15 protein-coding genes are annotated in these 19314 nt (G+C 60.4%); 5 read left to right on the top strand and 10 right to left on the bottom strand.

Annotated elements, in window-relative coordinates:
- Nucleotides 1-33: 33 nt before the first annotated feature.
- A complete protein-coding gene (gene cysQ / locus IG616_RS04390) occupies nt 34-867 on the bottom strand; it encodes a 3'(2'),5'-bisphosphate nucleotidase CysQ (RefSeq protein ID WP_192146868.1) in 834 nt (277 codons plus the stop codon).
- Between the two features lie 229 nt (nt 868-1096).
- Between cysQ and galE the strand changes: the two genes are divergently transcribed.
- From galE to fcl, 4 genes are all read left to right on the top strand, one after another.
- The gene (gene galE, locus IG616_RS04385) at nt 1097-2134 is read left to right on the top strand and encodes a UDP-glucose 4-epimerase GalE (RefSeq protein ID WP_192146866.1); all 1038 of its coding nucleotides are present in this window, start codon (nt 1097-1099) and stop codon (nt 2132-2134) included.
- Between the two features lie 178 nt (nt 2135-2312).
- Complete coding sequence (locus IG616_RS04380; RefSeq protein WP_192146864.1) at nt 2313-3656, top strand: UDP-glucose dehydrogenase family protein; 1344 nt, start codon at nt 2313-2315, stop codon at nt 3654-3656.
- A gap of 87 nt (nt 3657-3743) precedes the next feature.
- Nucleotides 3744-4862 (top strand): GDP-mannose 4,6-dehydratase, encoded by a 1119-nt coding sequence (gene gmd / locus IG616_RS04375; RefSeq protein ID WP_192146862.1) that lies wholly within the window; start codon nt 3744-3746, stop codon nt 4860-4862.
- A gap of 3 nt (nt 4863-4865) precedes the next feature.
- Nucleotides 4866-5807: a GDP-L-fucose synthase gene (gene fcl / locus IG616_RS04370; RefSeq protein ID WP_246476112.1), complete on the top strand. Its 942-nt coding sequence runs from the start codon at nt 4866-4868 to the stop codon at nt 5805-5807.
- A 243-nt stretch (nt 5808-6050) separates the two neighbouring features.
- On the opposite strand, the gene hflX is transcribed toward fcl, so the two are convergent.
- The 9 genes from hflX to dusB form a co-directional block, all read right to left on the bottom strand.
- A complete protein-coding gene (gene hflX / locus IG616_RS04365) occupies nt 6051-7337 on the bottom strand; it encodes a GTPase HflX (RefSeq protein ID WP_192146860.1) in 1287 nt (428 codons plus the stop codon).
- A 90-nt stretch (nt 7338-7427) separates the two neighbouring features.
- The gene (hfq, locus tag IG616_RS04360) at nt 7428-7682 is read right to left on the bottom strand and encodes an RNA chaperone Hfq (RefSeq protein ID WP_073014083.1); all 255 of its coding nucleotides are present in this window, start codon (nt 7680-7682) and stop codon (nt 7428-7430) included.
- 205 nt (nt 7683-7887) lie between these two features.
- Nucleotides 7888-8751, bottom strand: coding sequence for a D-amino-acid transaminase (locus IG616_RS04355; protein ID WP_192146858.1), 864 nt, complete (start codon nt 8749-8751; stop codon nt 7888-7890).
- Between the two features lie 149 nt (nt 8752-8900).
- Entirely contained in the window at nt 8901-10277 is a 1377-nt protein-coding gene (gene trkA / locus IG616_RS04350) for a Trk system potassium transporter TrkA (RefSeq protein ID WP_192146855.1), read from the bottom strand.
- A gap of 90 nt (nt 10278-10367) precedes the next feature.
- The gene (gene ntrX, locus IG616_RS04345; RefSeq protein ID WP_192146853.1) at nt 10368-11732 is read right to left on the bottom strand and encodes a nitrogen assimilation response regulator NtrX; all 1365 of its coding nucleotides are present in this window, start codon (nt 11730-11732) and stop codon (nt 10368-10370) included.
- Nucleotides 11722-13932, bottom strand: a complete 2211-nt coding sequence (locus IG616_RS04340) for a sensor histidine kinase NtrY-like (protein ID WP_209007282.1) — start codon at nt 13930-13932, stop codon at nt 11722-11724. The genes ntrX and IG616_RS04340 overlap by 11 nt, the downstream gene beginning before the upstream one ends.
- 338 nt (nt 13933-14270) lie before the next feature.
- On the bottom strand, nt 14271-15710 hold the full coding sequence (ntrC, locus tag IG616_RS04335) for a nitrogen regulation protein NR(I) (RefSeq protein ID WP_192147228.1): 1440 nt from the start codon (nt 15708-15710) through the stop codon (nt 14271-14273).
- 2 nt (nt 15711-15712) lie between these two features.
- Nucleotides 15713-16852 (bottom strand): two-component system sensor histidine kinase NtrB, encoded by a 1140-nt coding sequence (locus IG616_RS04330; protein WP_192146849.1) that lies wholly within the window; start codon nt 16850-16852, stop codon nt 15713-15715.
- Nucleotides 16849-17874: a tRNA dihydrouridine synthase DusB gene (gene dusB / locus IG616_RS04325; RefSeq protein ID WP_192146847.1), complete on the bottom strand. Its 1026-nt coding sequence runs from the start codon at nt 17872-17874 to the stop codon at nt 16849-16851. The genes IG616_RS04330 and dusB overlap by 4 nt, the downstream gene beginning before the upstream one ends.
- Nucleotides 17875-18053: 179 nt before the next feature.
- Between dusB and IG616_RS04320 the strand changes: the two genes are divergently transcribed.
- On the top strand, nt 18054-19301 hold the full coding sequence (locus IG616_RS04320; protein WP_192146845.1) for a bifunctional 2-C-methyl-D-erythritol 4-phosphate cytidylyltransferase/2-C-methyl-D-erythritol 2,4-cyclodiphosphate synthase: 1248 nt from the start codon (nt 18054-18056) through the stop codon (nt 19299-19301).
- The last annotated feature ends 13 nt before the right edge of the window (nt 19302-19314 follow it).

Raw genomic sequence — 19314 nt, 5'->3', positions numbered from 1 at the left:
AGTTTTAGAAAACAGGATCAAGGCGATGACATCTCAGATACTTTCGATGATTGACGTCGTGCTCATCGCCAGGAAGAACGGGTTGAGCAGATCGGCTTTCACAGCGCCCGGCTTGACCTGATAGGTCAAGGGAGCTCGGGTCTCTGCGACCAGAACCTCACCGCCTGCTGCCCGCAACACGGCGTCGCCTGCCCCAATGTCCCACTGCATGGTCGGGGCCAGGCGGGGATAGAAATCCGCCTTTGCCGCGGCCACCCAGCACAGCTTCAGGCTGGAGCCGACAGACACCATCTCCGCGACGTTGAGCTTTTCGATCAGCGCGGAGGTTTCCGGCGACAGGTGAGACCGGCTTGCCAGCACCGTCAGCCCCTCATCCGGGACCGGGCGGACAGCAATCGACCGGACTTCACCAATTTCACCATCTGCAACCGAGCCGGAAAACGCTCCGAACGATGGCGCCGCTCCACCGCACATTTCCTCCGGCAGTCCTCCGCCCCAATAGATCTCGCCAAGTGCCGGTGCGTAGACGACGCCAAACACCGGAACACCTGCATCAATGAGCGCAATGTTCACCGTGAACTCACCGTTACGGGCAATGAACTCCTTGGTGCCATCCAGTGGATCGACAAGAAAGTAGCGGTTCGCGGCCTGCGGAAGGTTCCCCGCTTCAACGGCTTCTTCAGCAACCACCGGCACGTCCGGAAACAACTCGGACAGTCCCGCCAGAATGATCTTTTCAGCCGCCTCATCCGCAACAGTCACGGGAGAGCCATCTGCCTTGGACTCAGATCCGAAAGCAGAGCCATAAACATCCAGTATGGCGTTTCCTGCCTCAATAGACAGGTCGAGAAGAGCAGTATGAGGCATGAAATCCAACCGGTCAGAAATTTGAAAACCATCGCACCGAAGCGGCACATCCTTGCCGTGAATGCCCGTTTTTATGGGAAGAAGCAATTGAGCAGGCGGATTTCCGCCACCGATCGGCACGATTAGTCTGGGCTCTGTTGCAAGTTCGCCAGATTTCCGGAATATCGCCTTCACAAGAAGACATAAGCACATAGCAATTCATTGAAGCCATTTGGAGAGCAAGCGCCTCATGACAGTCCTTATCACCGGCGGCGCCGGATATATCGGATCTCACTGCTGCGTGACGTTTCTGGAAGCCGGACTTGATGTCGTTGTCCTCGACAGCCTCGTGAATTCCCGTGAGGAAAGCCTGAAACGCGTTGCGGCCATCACCGGCAAAAGCGTTTCTTTTGAACAAGGTGACATCCGCGACCGGTCCAGGATCGAGCAGATCCTGAAAGCCTATGGGGTCACCAGTGTCGTGCATTTCGCCGGTCTGAAGGCCGTTGGCGAATCTGTTGCCCGGCCCCTCGACTATTACGAGACCAATTTCGTCGGCACTCATGCGCTGCTCAGGGCTATGGAGGCTTGCGGTGTCCACAAGCTGATCTTTTCCTCTTCGGCAACGGTCTATGGCGAGCCGAAGTTCCTGCCGCTCACCGAAGAACACCCCACCGGCCCGGTGAACCCTTACGGCCGCAGCAAGCTGATGGTTGAGGAAATGCTTCGGGATGTTGCCGCCAGCGATCCCAAGTGGCGCTTTGCGATCCTGCGCTATTTCAATCCGGTCGGCGCCCATGACAGCGGCCTGATCGGAGAAAACCCGCTTGGGGTACCGAACAACCTGATGCCCTTCATCACCCAGGTCGCAGATGGGCGGCGCGAGCGGCTGTCGGTCTTTGGCAATGATTATGACACCAAGGACGGCAGCGGTGTGCGCGACTATATCCACGTGGTTGATCTGGCCGAGGGGCATCTGAAGGCGTACGAATCCTTACACGCTCTGAAGAGCGACAAGAATTGCCTGACTGTGAACCTTGGCACCGGCACCGGCTATTCGGTGCTGGAGATGGTCCGCGCCTTCGAGCGCGCCTCCAACCGCACCATTCCCTATGAGATCGCCCCGCGCCGGGCTGGCGATGTGGCGGAGTGCTACGCTGACACACGCCAGGCGGAAAGCGCGCTTGGCTGGCAGGCTCAGAAGGACCTGGCAGCCATGTGCCACGACACCTGGACCTGGGTCTGCAAGAACCCGAGGGGCTATGAGGAGGAAGGCTCCAGCAGCTGACCGGATAGGCTGCTGGAGGGATCCACATCGGCAGGCAAAGAAACCTGAAGGAAACAGCAAGACCTGAATTGATCCAGGTCTTGCCCTTCTTGGCTCAGTTCCGGTACTTAAGGGCCTCAATGACCAGCCGCTCAGGTCACGGACGACGAAGACGCCACCGTGCCGACAGGAGTTTATGATGCGTATCGCAATGATTGGATCAGGTTACGTGGGCCTGGTGTCCGGAGCCTGTCTCGCGGACTTTGGTCACGACGTGGTCTGTGTGGACAAGGCCGCCGACAAGATCGAAGCGCTCAAGCGCGGCGAGATCCCGATCTTCGAACCGGGCCTGGACGCTCTGGTCGCCAGCAATGCCAAGGCAGGCCGCCTGTCCTTCACCACAGACCTCAGCGGTCCGGTGAGTGAGGCGGATGTGGTCTTCATCGCGGTCGGCACTCCATCCCGCCGTGGCGATGGCCATGCGGACCTCTCGTATGTTTATGGCGTCGCCCGCGAAATCGCTTCTGCGGTGAAGGGCTTCACGGTTGTGGTCACCAAGTCCACCGTTCCGGTCGGAACCGGCGACGAGGTGGAGCGGATCATCCGCGAGACCAACCCGGATGCAGATGTTGCCGTGGTCTCCAATCCGGAGTTCCTGCGCGAAGGCGCCGCCATCGGCGATTTCAAGCGCCCGGACCGGATTGTGGTCGGCCTTGACGACGAGCGCGCCCGCGAGACCATGACCGAAGTCTACCGCCCGCTCTATCTCAATCAGTCGCCGCTGCTCTTCACCAACCGGCGCACCTCCGAGCTGATCAAATACGCCGGCAACGCCTTCCTCGCCATGAAGATCACCTTCATCAACGAGATGGCGGATCTGTGCGAGCGCGTCGGCGCGGATGTCCAGGGCGTTGCCCGCGGCATTGGCCTTGATGGCCGGATCGGTTCCAAGTTCCTGCATGCAGGCCCTGGCTATGGCGGTTCCTGCTTCCCGAAGGACACGCTGGCCTTGGTCAAGACCGCCCAGGACCACGACAGCCCCGTGCGGCTTATCGAGACAACCGTCGCCGTCAATGATCAGCGCAAGCGCGCCATGGCCCGCAAGGTCGTTGCGGCCTGCGGCGGCGACGTGCGCGGCAAGACCGTCGCCGTTCTCGGACTGACTTTCAAACCGAACACGGACGACATGCGTGAGGCGCCTTCCCTCTCCATCATTCAGGCTCTACAGGATGGAGGAGCGCGCATCCGGGCCTATGACCCAGAGGGCATGAATGCGGCAGCGGACATGCTGTCGGACGTCACCTACACGAAGGACGCCTATGACTGTGCGGCCAAGGCGGATGTCCTGGTGATCGTGACCGAATGGGACGCCTTCCGCGCCCTCGACTTCCCGCGTCTGGCCGAGACGATGTCCTCCCCGGTTCTCGTGGATCTGCGCAATGTCTACAAGCCGGACGAAGTCACCCGTCACGGTTTCAGCTACACCAGCATTGGCCGTGGCACGACGCGCGGCGTAACGCCCATGTCGGAAGCCGCCGAATAAGCGGTCCTCCAGAAACTTGCGGAGGCTCGGTCCGCGAGCCTCCGTCCGGCCGCCCCGAGCGGCGCAAAACAGAAAGACATTGCTCCTGTGAAAAAGGCTCTCATCACTGGCATCACGGGCCAGGACGGCTCCTATCTTGCCGAATTCCTGCTCGAAAAGGGCTACGAGGTCCACGGGATCAAGCGGCGCGCCTCCTCTTTCAATACGCAGCGCGTGGATCACATCTATGAAGATCCGCATGTCGACAATGCCCGCTTCAAGCTTCACTACGGCGACCTGACAGACACGTCGAACCTGACCCGTATCCTCCAGGATATTGAACCGGACGAGGTTTATAACCTCGGCGCCCAGTCCCATGTGGCCGTCAGTTTTGAGGCACCGGAATACACCGCGGATGTGGATGCCACAGGTACCTTGCGGCTTCTCGAAGCCATCCGCTTTCTCGGCCTTGAGAAGAAGACCCGCTTCTATCAAGCATCCACCTCAGAGCTTTACGGCAAGGTTCAGGAAATCCCGCAGCGCGAGACAACGCCTTTCCATCCGCGCAGCCCCTATGCGGTGGCCAAGCTCTATGCCTACTGGATCACGGTGAACTACCGTGAGGCTTACGGTCTCTATGCTTGCAACGGCATTCTGTTCAACCATGAATCCCCGCGCCGCGGCGAGACCTTCGTGACCCGCAAGATCACCCGGGGCCTCGCCAATATCGCGCTTGGGCTTGAGCCGTGCCTCTACATGGGCAATATCGACAGCCTGCGCGACTGGGGGCATGCCAAGGACTATGTCCGCATGCAGTGGATGATGCTGCAGCAGGACGCACCGGAGGATTTCGTCATCGCGACGGGTGTGCAGTATTCCGTGCGCGAGTTCATCACCTGGGCCGCCTCTGACCTCGGTATCACGCTGGAATTCAAGGGGACCGGCGTCGATGAGACTGCCGTGGTGAAGGAGATCAAGGGCGATCTGGCGCCGGCTCTCAAGCCCGGCGACGTGATTGTCCGCATTGATCCACGCTATTTCCGCCCGGCAGAAGTCGAAACGCTGCTGGGGGATCCGACCAAGGCCAAGGAAAAGCTCGGCTGGGTTCCGGAAGTCACGGCCCGAGAAATGTGCCGCGAGATGGTGGAGGCAGACCACAAGGCCGCCCGCCGCTATGCTCTGCTCAAGGAACATGGTCTCGACCTTCCCGTGAGCCTGGAGGGCTAATCGATGACTTATGATCTGACTGGAAAACGGGTCTGGGTTGCCGGACACCGGGGCATGGTGGGCGGCGCTGTCGTACGACGCCTTGCCTCAGAGGCCTGCGAAGTCATTACCGCCGGACGGGACGTGGTGGATCTCACGGATCAGGCCGCAGTTAACGCCTGGATGGCACAGGAAAAGCCGGACGCCATCGTGTTGGCAGCGGCAAAAGTTGGCGGCATTCATGCCAACAACTCCCGCCCGGCGGAATTCATCCGGGACAATCTTGTCCTCGAAGCCAATGTCAATCATGCGGCCTATGAGAACGGCGTTGAAAAGCTGCTGTTCCTCGGCTCGTCCTGCATCTATCCGAAGTTCGCGCCGCAGCCGATCAAGGAAGAACATCTCCTGACCGGCCCGCTTGAGCCGACCAACGAATGGTATGCAATTGCCAAGATCGCCGGCATCAAGATGTGCCAGGCCTACCGCAAGCAATATGGCGTTGACTTCATCTCGGCCCAGCCGACCAACCTCTATGGCCCTGGCGACAATTACGACCTGGAGTCCAGCCACGTTCTGCCGGCATTGCTGCGCAAGTTCCACGAGGCAAAGGAAGCGGGCAGCCCGTCTGTCACACTCTGGGGATCGGGTACGCCGCTGCGCGAATTCCTGCATGTGGACGATCTGGCGGATGCGCTCGTTTTCCTGCTGAAGTCCTATTCAGGCGGCGTGCCTGTCAATGTCGGTTCCGGTTCCGAAGTCACCATCCGCGAACTGGCAGAGACCATCGCCTCGGTGGTCGGCTATGAGGCAGAGCTTGTTTTCGACAGCACGAAGCCGGACGGCACACCACGCAAGCTGATGGACAGCTCCTACCTGCATGGCCTCGGCTGGAACAAGGCCAGAAGCCTCAAGGACGGCGTCACCCAGACCTACGAATGTTTCCTGCGGGATGTGGCTGGGAAGTAGTCCAAGTTAGGGTCTTCGAAACACAAAGGAATCGAACCCTCACCCGGACCTGGCGGTCCGACCTCTCCCAGCGTTGGGAGAGGTGAAGGCAGAGCCAGCCGGAAGGCTTTTCACAATATCAGATTGCCCCCAGCCTCGCGCTTGCCCCTAACCTCTCCCGGGACAGGGAGAGGTTAGGGGCAAGGCGCCGGGTGAGGGTAGATAAACAAAAACCCGCGAAACTGTTTCGCGGGTTTTTGCTTTTCAGGTCTCGATGAAGGGTTTGAAGCGTTCGCGGAAGGGGCCGCGCTGCTTGTCGGAGACGCGAACCTCGACGCGAACCTCCTCCTCACCATCCTCCCGCTCCAGAACCTCGGCCATTTGATAAAGCGCCGCGATCAGCCCTCCGTCCGTCACTGGCAGGACCAGTGTGAACAGATCGTCGTTCTGGCCCATGAAGGCTTCGATGCGGGCATAAAGCGCCTCAATCCCGCTTCCCGTCAGAGCCGACAGGGCAACCGGCCCCTCACCGTCCTGAGACCCCAGAAGCTTCTCGGCATAAACAGGATCCAGACGGTCTATCTTGTTCCAGACTTCCACAATCGGAGCGCCGGACTGAGCGCTGACGCCGAGATCCGTGAGCGTCTTCTTCACATCCTCGGCCTGCGCGTCCGTGTCCGGATGGGAAATATCGCGCACATGCAGGATCAGGTCAGCTTCCAGAACTTCTTCCAGCGTCGCGCGGAACGCCGCCACCAGATGGGTCGGCAGTTCAGAAATGAAGCCCACCGTGTCGGAGAGGATAACTTCCCGGCCATGAGGCAGCTTTATCTTGCGCAGGGTCGGATCCAGCGTCGCGAACAGAAGATCCTTGGCAAAGACGTCTGACTGGGTCATCCGGTTGAACAGTGTCGACTTGCCCGCGTTGGTATAGCCGACGAGCGCGACGACCGGCTGCGGGATCTTCTTGCGCTTCTTACGGTGAAGATCGCGGGTCCGGCGCACTTGCTCCAGCGCCTTTTCAAGCGCGTTAATCCGGTCCTGAATCTGACGGCGGTCCGACTCGATCTGGGTTTCACCAGGCCCACCCATGAAACCGACACCGCCGCGCTGGCGCTCTAGGTGGGTCCACGAACGCACAAGCCGGCTTTTCTGCCAGGTCAGATGCGCAAGATCGACCTGAAGGCGGCCTTCACGCGTGCGGGCACGGTCGCCGAAAATCTCCAGAATCAGACCGGTCCGGTCGATCACCTTCGTCTTCAGGCGGCGTTCAAGGTTACGCTGCTGTACCGGGGTGAGCGGGTGATCGACCACGACAAGGTCGATTTCCTCCATCTCCACAAGACCGGCAAGCTCTTCCACCTTGCCTTCCCCGAAGAGAATAGCGGGCTTCGGCTGGTTGATCCGGATAACTGCGGAATGAACGATGTTGAGGTTGATCGCGGCGCCAAGCCCGAGGGCTTCCTCAAGTCGCGCTTCCGGGCTGCGGTTGGACCGGACATCCTCGCCCGCTGCCTCACGCCGCAATTGCACCACAGGTTCGAGAACCATCGCTCGGAAAGGCTGGGGGCGGCGGTCTATACCGGTTTCCGTTCCGCTCCCCACCCCGTTAGTACCATCTTCGGGAGACTTGGAAGTCAATCAGTCGCCTGCCTTCTCGCCCTCGTCCACCTGATCAAACAGTTGAACAGGCCCGTTCGGCATGATGGTCGAAATCGCATGTTTATAGACGAGCTGGGAGTGCCCATCCCGGCGCAGCAGAACACAGAAGTTGTCGAACCAGGTGACGACTCCCTGCAACTTGACGCCGTTGATCAAGAAGATTGTCAGCGGTGTCTTCTGCTTCCGCACATGATTTAAGAACGTGTCCTGAAGATTTTGCGTACGCTCAGCCATAAGTGTTTTTATCCTGCCTATTTATCCCGGATGCGGCCGGGCATCCGGAATCTTTTCCTGCTTCTGTCCCATGGGGGCCTTAAACACAAACTCTTCCGCCCCATGAAAGCCGCAACTTACTTGCGGCTCTGGCACTCAAACGCCCAGCTACCCGTCCATGGACCGCCCACAGGCTGGCTGCGTCTTGCTCCAGCCGGATGATTGATCAAACCATCATGAAATCTGTAGCAGTATGGAACATCTCGCGCAATTGGGTCGCAACCGATCCGGGATGCCCATTCCCAATAATTGCTTCATCAATCTTTACGACGGGCACTGCAATGGTGGAAGCAGCGGTCACAAAGGCTTCCTTTGCCGCCTTGGCTTCCTCGACGGAGAAGAACCGCTCTTCGAACTTCAGCCCTTCCCGCGCGACGATGTCGAGAATGACCGACCGGGTGATCCCGCGCAGAATGCCACTTTCTGCGTGCCGGGTCACAAGAACACCTTCCTTCGTCACGATCCAGGCGTTTGTCGAGCCGCCTTCCGTAACGTTGTTGTCCTTGTCGAAGTACCAGGCTTCCTTCGCGCCGTTTTCCTTCGCATGCTGTTTTGCCAGAACGTTTGGCAGCAATGCAACGGTCTTGATGTCCACGCGGGGCCAGCGGTTTTCCGGATAGGTAACCACGGAAATGCCTTTTGCCGCCGTGGCATCCGAAGCCCTGGGATCAATAGGGCGCGAGGTAATCACGATCGATGGTGCAGTATCCCCGGACGGGAAATAATGATCGCGGCGGGCCACACCACGGGTCACCTGCATATAGACGATGCCGTTGCGGACCTTATTGCGGCGGACCACTTCACGCATGACGAATTCGAGCGCCTTGCGCGCCATTGGCCATTCGATGCGCAACTCGCTTAGCGACCGGCCCAGACGGTCCAGATGGCGCGGGGCATCCACGATTTTACCGTGCCAGACTTCGCAGACTTCATAAACGCCATCTGCAAACTGATAGCCACGGTCTTCGACGTGAACAGCGGCTTGCGCGTGCGGCACGTACTGTCCGTTGACATAGGCGATTCTGCTCATAATCACTCCCTGGAGGACAGGAATGGAGGAAAAAGCGGCGGCGCGGGGCCGTTTGGAGGAAGCCGCTCTCTGGTATTGCGAAAGGTGGCCACAGTTTGCTGCGAATACAACCCCGGTTGCAAGTCGGCTTTGCAGAAGATCCCGCTCTATCAGAAGAATTCCAGACTGACGCGGAACATCTGTTCGACCTGACGCACACGGGCGGCCACCGCAAAGATCACGATCCGGTCACGGGCGTTGATCAGCATGTCGCCGTTCGGCGTCAGAACCTTGCCGTCACGATAGACTGCCCCAACCCGGATGCCGGAAGGAAGATCAATGTCACGCAAAGGGCGCCCGACGAGCGGAGACGTATCCAGAGCCTCGGCCTCGACCACCTCAGCAGCCCCGTTCTGCAGCGAATGCACGCCGCGGATACGGCCGCGCCGGACATGCTGCAGGATCTTTGAAATGGTGACGGCACGCGGATTGATGAAGGCATCAATGCCGAGCGCCTGGGCAAAAGCCGGATAACTCGGATTGTTGAGCAGAGAGAGATTGCGGCGGCAGCCGAGTTTCTTGGCCATGACGGAGGACAGAATATTGACCTCATCGTCATTGGTCAGCGTGACCATGGTATCGGCCGTGCCCACATCTGCCTCATCCAGGATCATCTGATCCAGCGCACTGCCATGCAGGATGACCGACCGTTTCAGCTCGTCCGCGATTGCCACAGCCCGCTCGCGGGAGGCCTCGATCAGCTTGATGCGGGTGCTGCTGTGACGCTGTTCCAGCGCCCGGGCCACATAGAGCCCGATGTTCCCGCCCCCTGCGATCACGACACGGCTGGCTTCAGGCTCCTCATGGCCGAAAATGCCCAGGGTTCTGCGGACCTGGTCCCGGCGTGCGACCACATAGGCAAGGTCGCCGACCAGAAGCGCATCGGAGCTTTTCGGCACGAACAGCTTGCCGTTACGCACCACACCGACCACGACAGCCCCCAGATCCGGGAAAAGCTCGGTCAGCTGGCGCAGCGGCGTGTCCACGACCGGGCAATCCTCCTCGCACATGATGCCGACCGTGACGACATGATCGTCCGCGAAACGGACCGTTTCGACGGCGCCGGGAAGCGCAAGGCGCCGCAGCACCATCTCACCCACTTCGATTTCCGGCGAGATGATCACGTCGATGGGCATGTTCTCGCGGGAGAACAGGCTCTGCCAGCGGCCCTGCAAATAGCTCTGGGCGCGAATCCGGGCGACCTTGGTCGGCACGTTGAAAAGCGAGTGAGCGACCTGGCAGGCGACCATGTTCACTTCGTCATAGAGCGTGACGGCGATGATCATGTCCGCTTCTTCAGCGCCGGCCTGAGCCAGCACGTCCGGATGGGCGCCGTGGCCGACAAACCCGCGCACGTCCAGCTGGTCGCCGATAGCGCTGATCAGCTTCGGCGAGGAATCGATGACCGAGACATCGTTCTGCTCCGCCGCAAGGCGTTCGGCGATGCCGTAACCGACCTGACCAGCTCCACAAATGACGACTTTCATAACCACATTCCTTCAAGCGCCAATGCTTCCCGAAGGCGGCAGCCTTCCAGGCCCCGCCTCACGGAATATCCCGTCTTACAACGGTCCAACTTACGACAGTCCAAGTGTCTTCAGCTTCCGGTGCAGGGCTGAGCGTTCCATACCGACGAATTCGGCGGTGCGCGAGATATTACCGTCGAAGCGCTTGATTTGCGCCTGCAAATAGTCGCGCTCGAAAATTTCCCGCGCCTCACGCAGCGGCACCGACATGAGATGCTCACCGCCCGTGGTCGGCAGGCTGGGCAGCATGGCGCCGACTTCGGCAGGCAGAAGATCTGCGGTGATCACACTCTCCGGTTCCCCGCGGGCGAGGATCAGCAGCCGCTCCACATTGTTGCGCAGCTGGCGCACGTTGCCCGGCCAGTCATGGGTCTGAAGCACGGCCATGGCGTCATCGCCAATGACCCTCAGCGGAATCCCGGACGCTGACGAGATCTGCTCCATGAAATGCTTCACCAGCACAGGCACATCCTCGCGCCGCTCCGCAAGGCCCGGCACGCGCAAGGGTACTACCCCTAGCCGATGATAAAGATCCTGGCGGAACAGGCCTTGGGAGATCAGCTCCTCAAGGTTCTTCGCCGTCGAGGACAGGATGCGGATATCGACCTGAACCTTGCTGGAACCGCCAACGCGGGCAAAGCTCTGTTCCACCAGAACCCTGAGGATCTTGCCCTGGGTTTCGGCCGGCATATCGGCCACCTCGTCAAGATAGAGCGTGCCGCCATGGGCTTCTTCCAGCGCACCGACCTTGCGCGGATTGCCCTGCTCGTCCTCGATGCCGAACAGTTCCTCTTCCATACGGTCCGGCGTGATCGTCGCGGCATTCAGCACCACAAAGGGGCTTTTCGCGCGTGGAGACGCATCATGGATCATGCGGGCGGCCAGTTCCTTCCCCGATCCGGAGGGACCGGTGATCAGGATGCGGCTGTTGGTGCCTGCGATCTTCTGGACCGTCTGCCGGAGCTGGTTGGCGGCACTGGATTCGCCAATGAAAACACCCGGATCGCCGCTCTTCTGCTTCAGCTCGCGGATTTCCCGCTTGAGACTGAAAGCTTCCAGGGCGCGTTCGACAATCAGGATAAGCCGGTCAGCCTTGAAAGGCTTCTCGATATAGTCATAGGCGCCGCGCTTGATGGCGGAGACGGCGGTTTCAATGTTGCCGTGGCCGGAAATGATGACCACCGGCAGGTCGGGATCCATCTGCTTGATCGCGTCGAGAACGCCGAGCCCGTCCAGGCGGCTGCCCTGCAGCCAGATGTCCAGAACGACAAGAGATGGCCGCCGTTCTTTGATGGCCGCAATTGCCGAATCGCTGTTGCTGGCCGTGCGGGTTCCGAAACCTTCATCATCCAGAATCCCGGCGATCATTTCCCGGATATCGGTTTCGTCATCAACTACGAGAATGTCATGCGCCATGGGTCATCACTGTCTTTTCGTTCTTGTCGTCAGCCGTTTCGGTTGCCACAGCCGAAATGGTCAGGCGGACCAGGGTCCCGGTTTCGCCTTCCGCCCGCCCGGGCGCATCCAGCAAGCTGATGCCGCCGCCGTGGTCCTCAAGGATCTTGCGGACAATGGCGAGGCCAAGTCCCGTCCCCTTTTCCCGGGTGGTCATATAGGGCTCCAGAAGCCGTTGTCTGTTTTCCTCGGGCAATCCGACGCCATTGTCCGTGACGTCGATCACAATCAGGTTCCCGGACCTCGCAAGCTCCACCTTGATCTTGCCCTTGGGCAGATCCTCGCCCGTGCGACCTTCAATGGCTTCCGCCGCGTTCTTGATCACATTGGTCAGCGCCTGCCCCATCAAACGGCTGTCGAAGACGGCTTCTACCGGCTCTTCCGGCACAATGGTGCTGATTTCCATATCCGGATTGCCGACGATCTGCAGGAACGCTGCCTCACGCACAGCATTGCGCATATCGGCGAGGCTCTTGGAGGGCTTCCGCATGCGGGCGAAGGAGGAAAATTCATCGACCATCTGGCCGATATCGCCCACCTGCCGGATGATTGTGTCGATACATTGATCGAAGACCGTGCGATCTTCCTCGATCTTCTTGCCATAGCGGCGGCGGATGCGTTCGGCGGACAGCTGGATAGGGGTCAGCGGGTTTTTGATTTCATGGGCGATACGGCGGGCGACATCCGCCCAGGCTGAATTGCGCTGCGCAGAAACAAGATCGGTGATGTCATCCAGCGTCACCACATAGCCATGCTCCCGCCGGGTCGACTGCTCGCTGGTGATCCTCACGTTCACCGTGCGCTGATATCCGTTGCGGAGAATATCGATCTGCGTTTCCTGGAACCGCTCGGTATCGCGCTCCATGGCGGTGCTCAGGAATTCCCCAATTTCCGGAATCACTTGAGGCAGTTTCTTGCCAAGAATTGCGAGCTCTTCGACACCCAGAAGCACCTGAGCTGACCGGTTCACAAGCATGATGGACGCTTCGTCGTCGATGCCGATGACGCCGGTGGACACGCCGGACAGCACCGCTTCATTGAAACGGCGGCGGCGGTCGATCTGCTCGTTCGCGGCCAGAAGCGCGTCGCGCTGGCCCATGAGCTGGCCGGTCATCTTGTTGAAGGTCATGCCCAGATTGGCCAGATCGCCTTCTGCCTCGCTGGAGGCGACCTTGACCTTCAGATTGCCCTTGGCGACCTCATCCGCAGCGGAGATGAGCGTGCGGATGGGCGACACCAGCCGGTTTGCAAAGCCGAAGCCGATCCAGATGGCGGACAGAAGCAGCACCAGGGCCACCCCGAGATAGACCAGGGCAAAGGCAATCTGGACACCGAACCGGCTGTTTTCCAGTTCCTGATACTCGGTCACACCAGCTTCCGTCAGCCGCTGATATTCAAGCACCTTAGGATCCATCGCCCGGACCGCATAAAGATAGAAATCATTATAGGCGGAGAGTTTCATGACCCCGCCGACAAGGTTCGACCTGCCCGGCGCAATGAGCACGGGCTCGCCGGCATCAGCGGTCTTGTAGGTGCTTTTCGGCGGCAGCAGAACGTTTGCATTCGGATCCAGGATCACACGCGTGACCACGGTTCCGTCTGGCTTCATGATGAAAGCCGCGAGCAGTCCACGCAAAGACGCCTGGGTCGAAAAGAAGGAATCGAAGCGGGACGGTTCGAAGTCGTAGAGCTGCCGGGCGCGGTCCACGTCATTGGACATGGCGATCAGGTCGCCGCGCAGCACGCGGGCATGTTCCTGAAGATAGGCCTGCGCCACGGTCAGGGCGTTGCCGATGATCTGACGGGTCCTGTCCTCGAACCACCGGTCCAGCCCCTTGTCGAGGGTGAAGGTCGCCAGCACGGCCATCAGAAGGGCCGGCACCGCAGCCACGAGGCTGAACAGCGTCACGACCCGCACATGAAGACGGGCGGCTGCGCGCCCCCTGCGGCGGGCGTTGAGAAGTTTGGCGATTTCCCAGCCGATGGCGCAGACGAGACAGGAGGCAAGCGCGCCGTTCACACCAAGCGCGATCCAGACCACGCCTTCGGTCGGTGCAATCGGGGTCAGGCCGGTCAGAACGAAGAACGTGACGCCGATCGAAACAAGCGCCACCACCATGATGGCCAGACCGATCCGCCGCCCGAGCTTGCCGCTCGACATCTGCGCCTGTTGGGCTGCCTGCTGCGCTGTCTGTGTTCCCGCCAGAATCATCTGTCCCCGTAAACCTGCTGCAAACTGCCGGAAAAGCCGAATAGTTCTAAAATGTTAGAGCAACATCCCGCAGTCTCGCGAACGCACGATGCTCTCCTGTCATTTCCGACGCTGCGGCACAGTTATCACACATTGTTGCCAAATTGCGACATTCGCGCCCAATTCGCTGAATGTCTACAGGGGACGGCCAAAGACTGGCGTCTCTCAAAAACCGCAACCGGAGGGGCAGGCGCAGAAAAAATCAAAAAATATGGGCTCCGGAGCAAGAGGCCCCGGAGCCAATCGCGTCAGCGTGACGACCGCATGACCTGAATATCCAAGTCCCGGATCTTCTTGCGCAATGTGTTGCGGTTCACCCCAAGCAGTTCGGCGGCCTTGATCTGGTTGCCACGGGTGGCAGCCAGCGCCGCGCTGATCAGGGGATATTCCACTTCCCGCAGGATACGATGATAGAGACCCGGAGGCGGCAGCGCGTCGCCGTAATTATCGAAATAACCATTGAGATAGCGCTCGACCGAGGCCCCCAGATTGATGTTCTGCGGGTTTTCCTCTTCCAGCGGCGAGACCGCCGGCTGGCTGAGTTCGGTCTCCAGAAGACCCTCGCCGATCACATCCTGCGGGTAGAGCGCAGCCATGCGCCGGACGAGGTTTTCCAGCTCGCGCACGTTGCCCGGCCAGCGGTAGCGGCGCAGGAGATTCATTGCCCCCTGGTCGACCTGCTTCGGCGGCAAGCCTTCCTTCTCAGCCAAAGCGAAGAAGTGCCGCACCAGATCCGGAATATCCTCGACACGCTCGCGCAGCGGCGGGAGGCGGATCGGAACCACGTTCAGACGGAAATAGAGATCCTCGCGGAACAGGCCCTGATTGATCAGATGGCGCAGGTCCTTGTTGGTCGCTGCCACAATCCGCACGTCTGTCTTGATCGGGGTGCGCCCGCCAACCGTCGTATATTCGCCCTGCTGCAGAACACGCAGAAGCCGCGTCTGGGCTTCCATCGGCATATCGCCGATTTCGTCCAGGAACAATGTGCCGCCATCGGCCTGCTCGAACCGGCCCGAAGAGCGGTTCTGCGCGCCGGTGAAAGCCCCCTTCTCGTGGCCGAACAGCTCGGCCTCGATCAGGTCGCGCGGAATGGCGGCCATGTTGATCGCAACGAAGGGGCCGTTGCGGCGCTTGCCATAATCATGAAGGGCGCGGGCGACCAGTTCCTTGCCCGTGCCGCTCTCGCCGTTGATCATCACGGTCAGGTCCGTCTGCATCAGACGGGCGAGCACGCGGTAGATTTCCTGCATGGCCGGCGAGCGGCCAACCAGCGGCATCCCCTCGCCCATGTCGTCCATTTCGGCGGGACGGCGGAGCTTCGGCTCTTCCAGGGCACGGCTGACGATGCTGGTCAGCTCCTTCAGGTCGAAGGGCTTGGGCAGATATTCGTAAGCCCCCTTCTCGGACGCCCGGATCGCGGTCATGAAGGTGTTCTGCGCGCTCATCACGACGACCGGAAGGTCCGGACGCAGCTTCTTGATCCGTGGCAGGACGTCGAAAATATTCTCGTCCGGCATCACCACGTCGGTGATTACCAGATCGCCATCCCCCGACGAGATCCAGCGCCACAAGGTCGTGGCATTGGAGGTCAGGCGCACGGTGTATCCGGCTCGCGACAGGGCCTGATTGAGCACTGTACGGATGGCAGCATCATCATCGGCTACAAGGATTGTGCCTGTCGGCATGGTCATTCGGTCCCGTCGCTGGAGGAAGCCTCAGGTTCAACATAGGCCGGCATCAAGATCCGGAAGGTGGTCTTGCGGGGAATGCTGTCGCATTCGATCACGCCGCCATGATCGCCAATGATCTTGGCAACCAGGGCAAGCCCCAGGCCCGACCCGTTTGTCTTGGTGGTGATGAAAGGTTCGAAGAGATGCGGCAGCAGGTCGTCGGGCACGCCCGGACCATTGTCCTGCACCGTGAATTCCAGCGGCAGGCTGACACGCTCGTCCGTGCCGGGCACCGACAGGCGGATGCCGGGACGGAAGGCGGTGGTGATGCGGATTTCCCCATCCGGATCATCGCCAATGGCTTCGCTGGCGTTCTTGATCAGGTTGAGAAAGACCTGAATCAGCTGGTCCTTGTTGGCAAAAACCGGCGGCAAAGACGGATCATAGGCTTCCATGATCTTCTTGCCGCGGGCAAAGCCGCTGTCGGCAAGGCGCTTCACATGGTCCAGAACCACATGGATGTTCACCGGCTCGCGCTCGATCGGGCGCTCATCGGAGAACACTTCCATCCGGTCGACCAGCTTCACGATCCGGTCCGTCTCGTCGGTGATGAGGCGGGTCAATGCGCGGTCCTCATCGGGAACGGACTGTTCCAGCAGCTGGGCCGCGCCTCGGATGCCCGAGAGCGGGTTTTTGATTTCATGCGCCAGCATGGCGGCAAGGCCGGTGACCGTGCGGGCAGCCCCGCGGGAGGTGAGCTGGCGGTCGATCTTTTCCGCCATGGACCGTTCCTGGAACATCAGGACGACGGCGCCTGGGCGGTCGGAGACCGGAGAGGCGTTGATGTCAACGATCTTGGGAGCCCCGATCCGAGGCGATCCGATATCGACCTTGTATTCGTTGACCGCAGCGCCCCGCTCGCGCACCTGTTCGATCAAGGTGAGAAGCGGACTGCCGAACGGGATGAAATAATCGATGGGGTGGCGGCGCAGCACCGAAACACTGGACCGCATGAAGATTTCAGCGGCCATATTCGCGGATTCAATCACGCCATCGGGAGCGACAAGCAGAACCGGATGCGGGAGGGCATCCAGAATGGTCGGTCCATCACTGGCGAGGGCGGCGGCGCGCCCGGCTTTCAGAGCCTGAGGCGTCATGCGGCACTCCGTTGCAGGGAAGTTGAGAACCAGGAGGAGGCAAGACGGATCACCTCGTCAGGATCATTGGAAGTCATCAGAAGGCGGCGCAGGTCCGATGGCATGTCTGTGCCAAGATCCGAACCATCCAGGTACCAGCCCATATGCTTGCGCGCGATGCGCACGCCAAGCCGGACATCATAATGGGACAGGATGCTGTCGTAGTGCTCGAGCGCCAGCTCCGCGAGCGCGTGCCCCTTGGGATCCGGGCGTCTTTCACCCGTATTGAGATAATGGCCGATCCAGCCCGGCAGCCAGGGCTTGCCATAGGCGCCCCGCCCGATCATGACACCGTCCGCACCGGATTTCCGACACATCTCATCGGCGTCGTCGTAGCTGCAGCAGTCACCATTGGCGATGACCGGAATGGAGACCGCCTGCTTGATGGCGGCAATCGCGTCCCAATTGGCAGTGCCCTTGTAGAACTGGCAGCGGGTGCGGCCATGAACGGTGACCAGCTGGACACCGGCAGCTTCAGCCCTTGAGGCCAGCTCCGGAGCATTCAGGGAGCGCTCGTCCCAGCCGAGCCGCATTTTCACGGTCACGGGCACGTCGACCGCTTCCACCGTTGCCTCGATCAGCGTCAGCGCGTGATCCAGATCGCGCATCAGTGCCGAGCCGGAATACCCGGTGGTCACTTTCTTGGCAGGACAGCCCATGTTGATGTCGATGATATCGGCACCCGCGCCAGCAACAACCTTGGCCGCCTCACCCATCCAGTGTGCCTCACGGCCAGCCAGTTGGACGACATGCAAGCCGCCGTCCTGAGCCTCTGCCCGCATCTGCGTTTCGGCATCCCCCCGGATGAAAAGCTCGCTGGCCACCATTTCGCTCACAACCATGCCAGCGCCGAATCTTTGCGCGATTCGGCGGAACGGCAGATCCGTCACGCCTGACATGGGCGCCAGAACAGCCGGGTTGTCGAGACGGAGGCGCCCGATCCGCAAAGCGGGAACGCCGGTTGGGGAGATTTTTTTGCTCATATCCTGTGCACACTTGAGAGTGCCTATATCGTAGCCATATTTCGCAGTGCGGCAAGTGCGAAAATGTCTCATCTATCGCTTTGTGATTGATACTTCACCAGATCCTGCGTCATGCCCGGTACCGCGCCGGATGAAACCCGTTTAGAACAACCCCGGCACACGTGACGTGGAGATCCGGAATGACCAAGCAAGCGGCAGCTCTCATCGTTGCGGCAGGACGCGGCTCGCGCCTTTCTGGCGGCGACGGCGACCGGCCGAAGCAATACCGGCTTCTGGGCGGAATGCCTATCCTGTCACATACGCTAGGGGCGTTTTTGTCTCATCCGGGGATCAGCAAAACGCTTGTTGTCATTCACGAGGACGACCTGGACCTCTATGAGACAGCCATCTCTGCTCTTCCCGCGAGCTTGCGCACCGGCCTCCTGCCTCCGGTCACCGGCGGCAAAACGAGACAGATCTCGGTCCGCAAGGGATTGATGGCACTTGCTGAATCCAATTCCGAAACAGCGCCTGATCAGGTTCTCATCCACGATGCGGCCCGCCCCTTCATTCCGGCAGATGTCATCACTAGGGTTCTCGGCCAGCTTGACGAGGGCAAGTCCGCAGTCCTTGCCGCGGTCCCCGTGTTCGACACGCTCAAGCGCCTTTGCCCCGAAGACGGCCGGCTCGAAACCGTGGACCGGAGCCATCTCTGGGCTGCCCAGACGCCTCAGGGCTTTGCCTTTCCGGCAATTCACGCCGCCCATCTGAGGGCAGTGGCGGCCGGGCGCAATGATTTCACGGATGACACGGCGGTCGGCGAATGGGATGGTCTGACGACCAGCCTCGCCGAAGGTCATCCGGACAATTTCAAGATTACGACACAGGCGGACCTTGTCCGTGCCGAACAGAGGATCACCATGACTTCCAGTGCCCTGCCCCCGCTTTCCAGTCTTGGCGACATCCGTCACGGCACGGGCTATGACGTGCATGCTTTTGAGCCGGGCGATGCGGTCATTCTGGGCGGCGTTGCCATTCCCCATGACCGGAAACTCAAGGGCCATTCCGATGCGGATGTGGCGCTTCACGCCCTGACCGATGCCATTCTCGGCGCGATCGCAGATGGGGACATCGGCGCGCATTTCCCGCCGTCTGATCCGAAATGGAAGGGCGCTGCCTCGGACCAGTTCCTTCAAGATGCCATCCGCAGGGTGAACGAACTGGGTGGACGCATCGCCCATCTGGATGTCACCATCATTTGCGAGGCGCCGAAGATCGGCCCGCACCGCGACGTGATCCGGGCGAAGATTGCAGAAATCTGCGCCCTGCCCGTGACGCGCGTCTCCGTCAAGGCAACGACGTCGGAACGCCTCGGCTTCACCGGGCGGCGCGAGGGCATCGCAGCCATGGCAAGCGCCACGGTCCGCCTGCCCTTCACCGGCGACTGACACGGGAAACGCA

Source organism: Roseibium litorale (assembly GCF_014842915.1).
GTDB classification, from domain to species: Bacteria; Pseudomonadota; Alphaproteobacteria; order Rhizobiales; family Stappiaceae; genus Roseibium; species Roseibium litorale.
The sequence above is the reverse complement of the archived record's forward strand: the minus strand, read 5'-3'. Positions and strand labels throughout refer to the sequence as shown.

Coding starts and splice junctions, on each gene's coding strand:
- cysQ (WP_192146868.1), bottom strand. CDS start 867: ATGCCTCATACTGCTCTTCTCGACCTGTCTATTGAGGCAGGAAACGCC.
- galE (WP_192146866.1), top strand. CDS start 1,097: ATGACAGTCCTTATCACCGGCGGCGCCGGATATATCGGATCTCACTGC.
- IG616_RS04380 (WP_192146864.1), top strand. CDS start 2,313: ATGCGTATCGCAATGATTGGATCAGGTTACGTGGGCCTGGTGTCCGGA.
- fcl (WP_246476112.1), top strand. CDS start 4,866: ATGACTTATGATCTGACTGGAAAACGGGTCTGGGTTGCCGGACACCGG.
- hflX (WP_192146860.1), bottom strand. CDS start 7,337: ATGGTTCTCGAACCTGTGGTGCAATTGCGGCGTGAGGCAGCGGGCGAG.
- hfq (WP_073014083.1), bottom strand. CDS start 7,682: ATGGCTGAGCGTACGCAAAATCTTCAGGACACGTTCTTAAATCATGTG.
- IG616_RS04355 (WP_192146858.1), bottom strand. CDS start 8,751: ATGAGCAGAATCGCCTATGTCAACGGACAGTACGTGCCGCACGCGCAA.
- trkA (WP_192146855.1), bottom strand. CDS start 10,277: ATGAAAGTCGTCATTTGTGGAGCTGGTCAGGTCGGTTACGGCATCGCC.
- ntrX (WP_192146853.1), bottom strand. CDS start 11,732: ATGGCGCATGACATTCTCGTAGTTGATGACGAAACCGATATCCGGGAA.
- IG616_RS04340 (WP_209007282.1), bottom strand. CDS start 13,932: ATGTCGAGCGGCAAGCTCGGGCGGCGGATCGGTCTGGCCATCATGGTG.
- ntrC (WP_192147228.1), bottom strand. CDS start 15,710: ATGCCGACAGGCACAATCCTTGTAGCCGATGATGATGCTGCCATCCGT.
- IG616_RS04330 (WP_192146849.1), bottom strand. CDS start 16,852: ATGACGCCTCAGGCTCTGAAAGCCGGGCGCGCCGCCGCCCTCGCCAGT.
- dusB (WP_192146847.1), bottom strand. CDS start 17,874: ATGAGCAAAAAAATCTCCCCAACCGGCGTTCCCGCTTTGCGGATCGGG.
- IG616_RS04320 (WP_192146845.1), top strand. CDS start 18,054: ATGACCAAGCAAGCGGCAGCTCTCATCGTTGCGGCAGGACGCGGCTCG.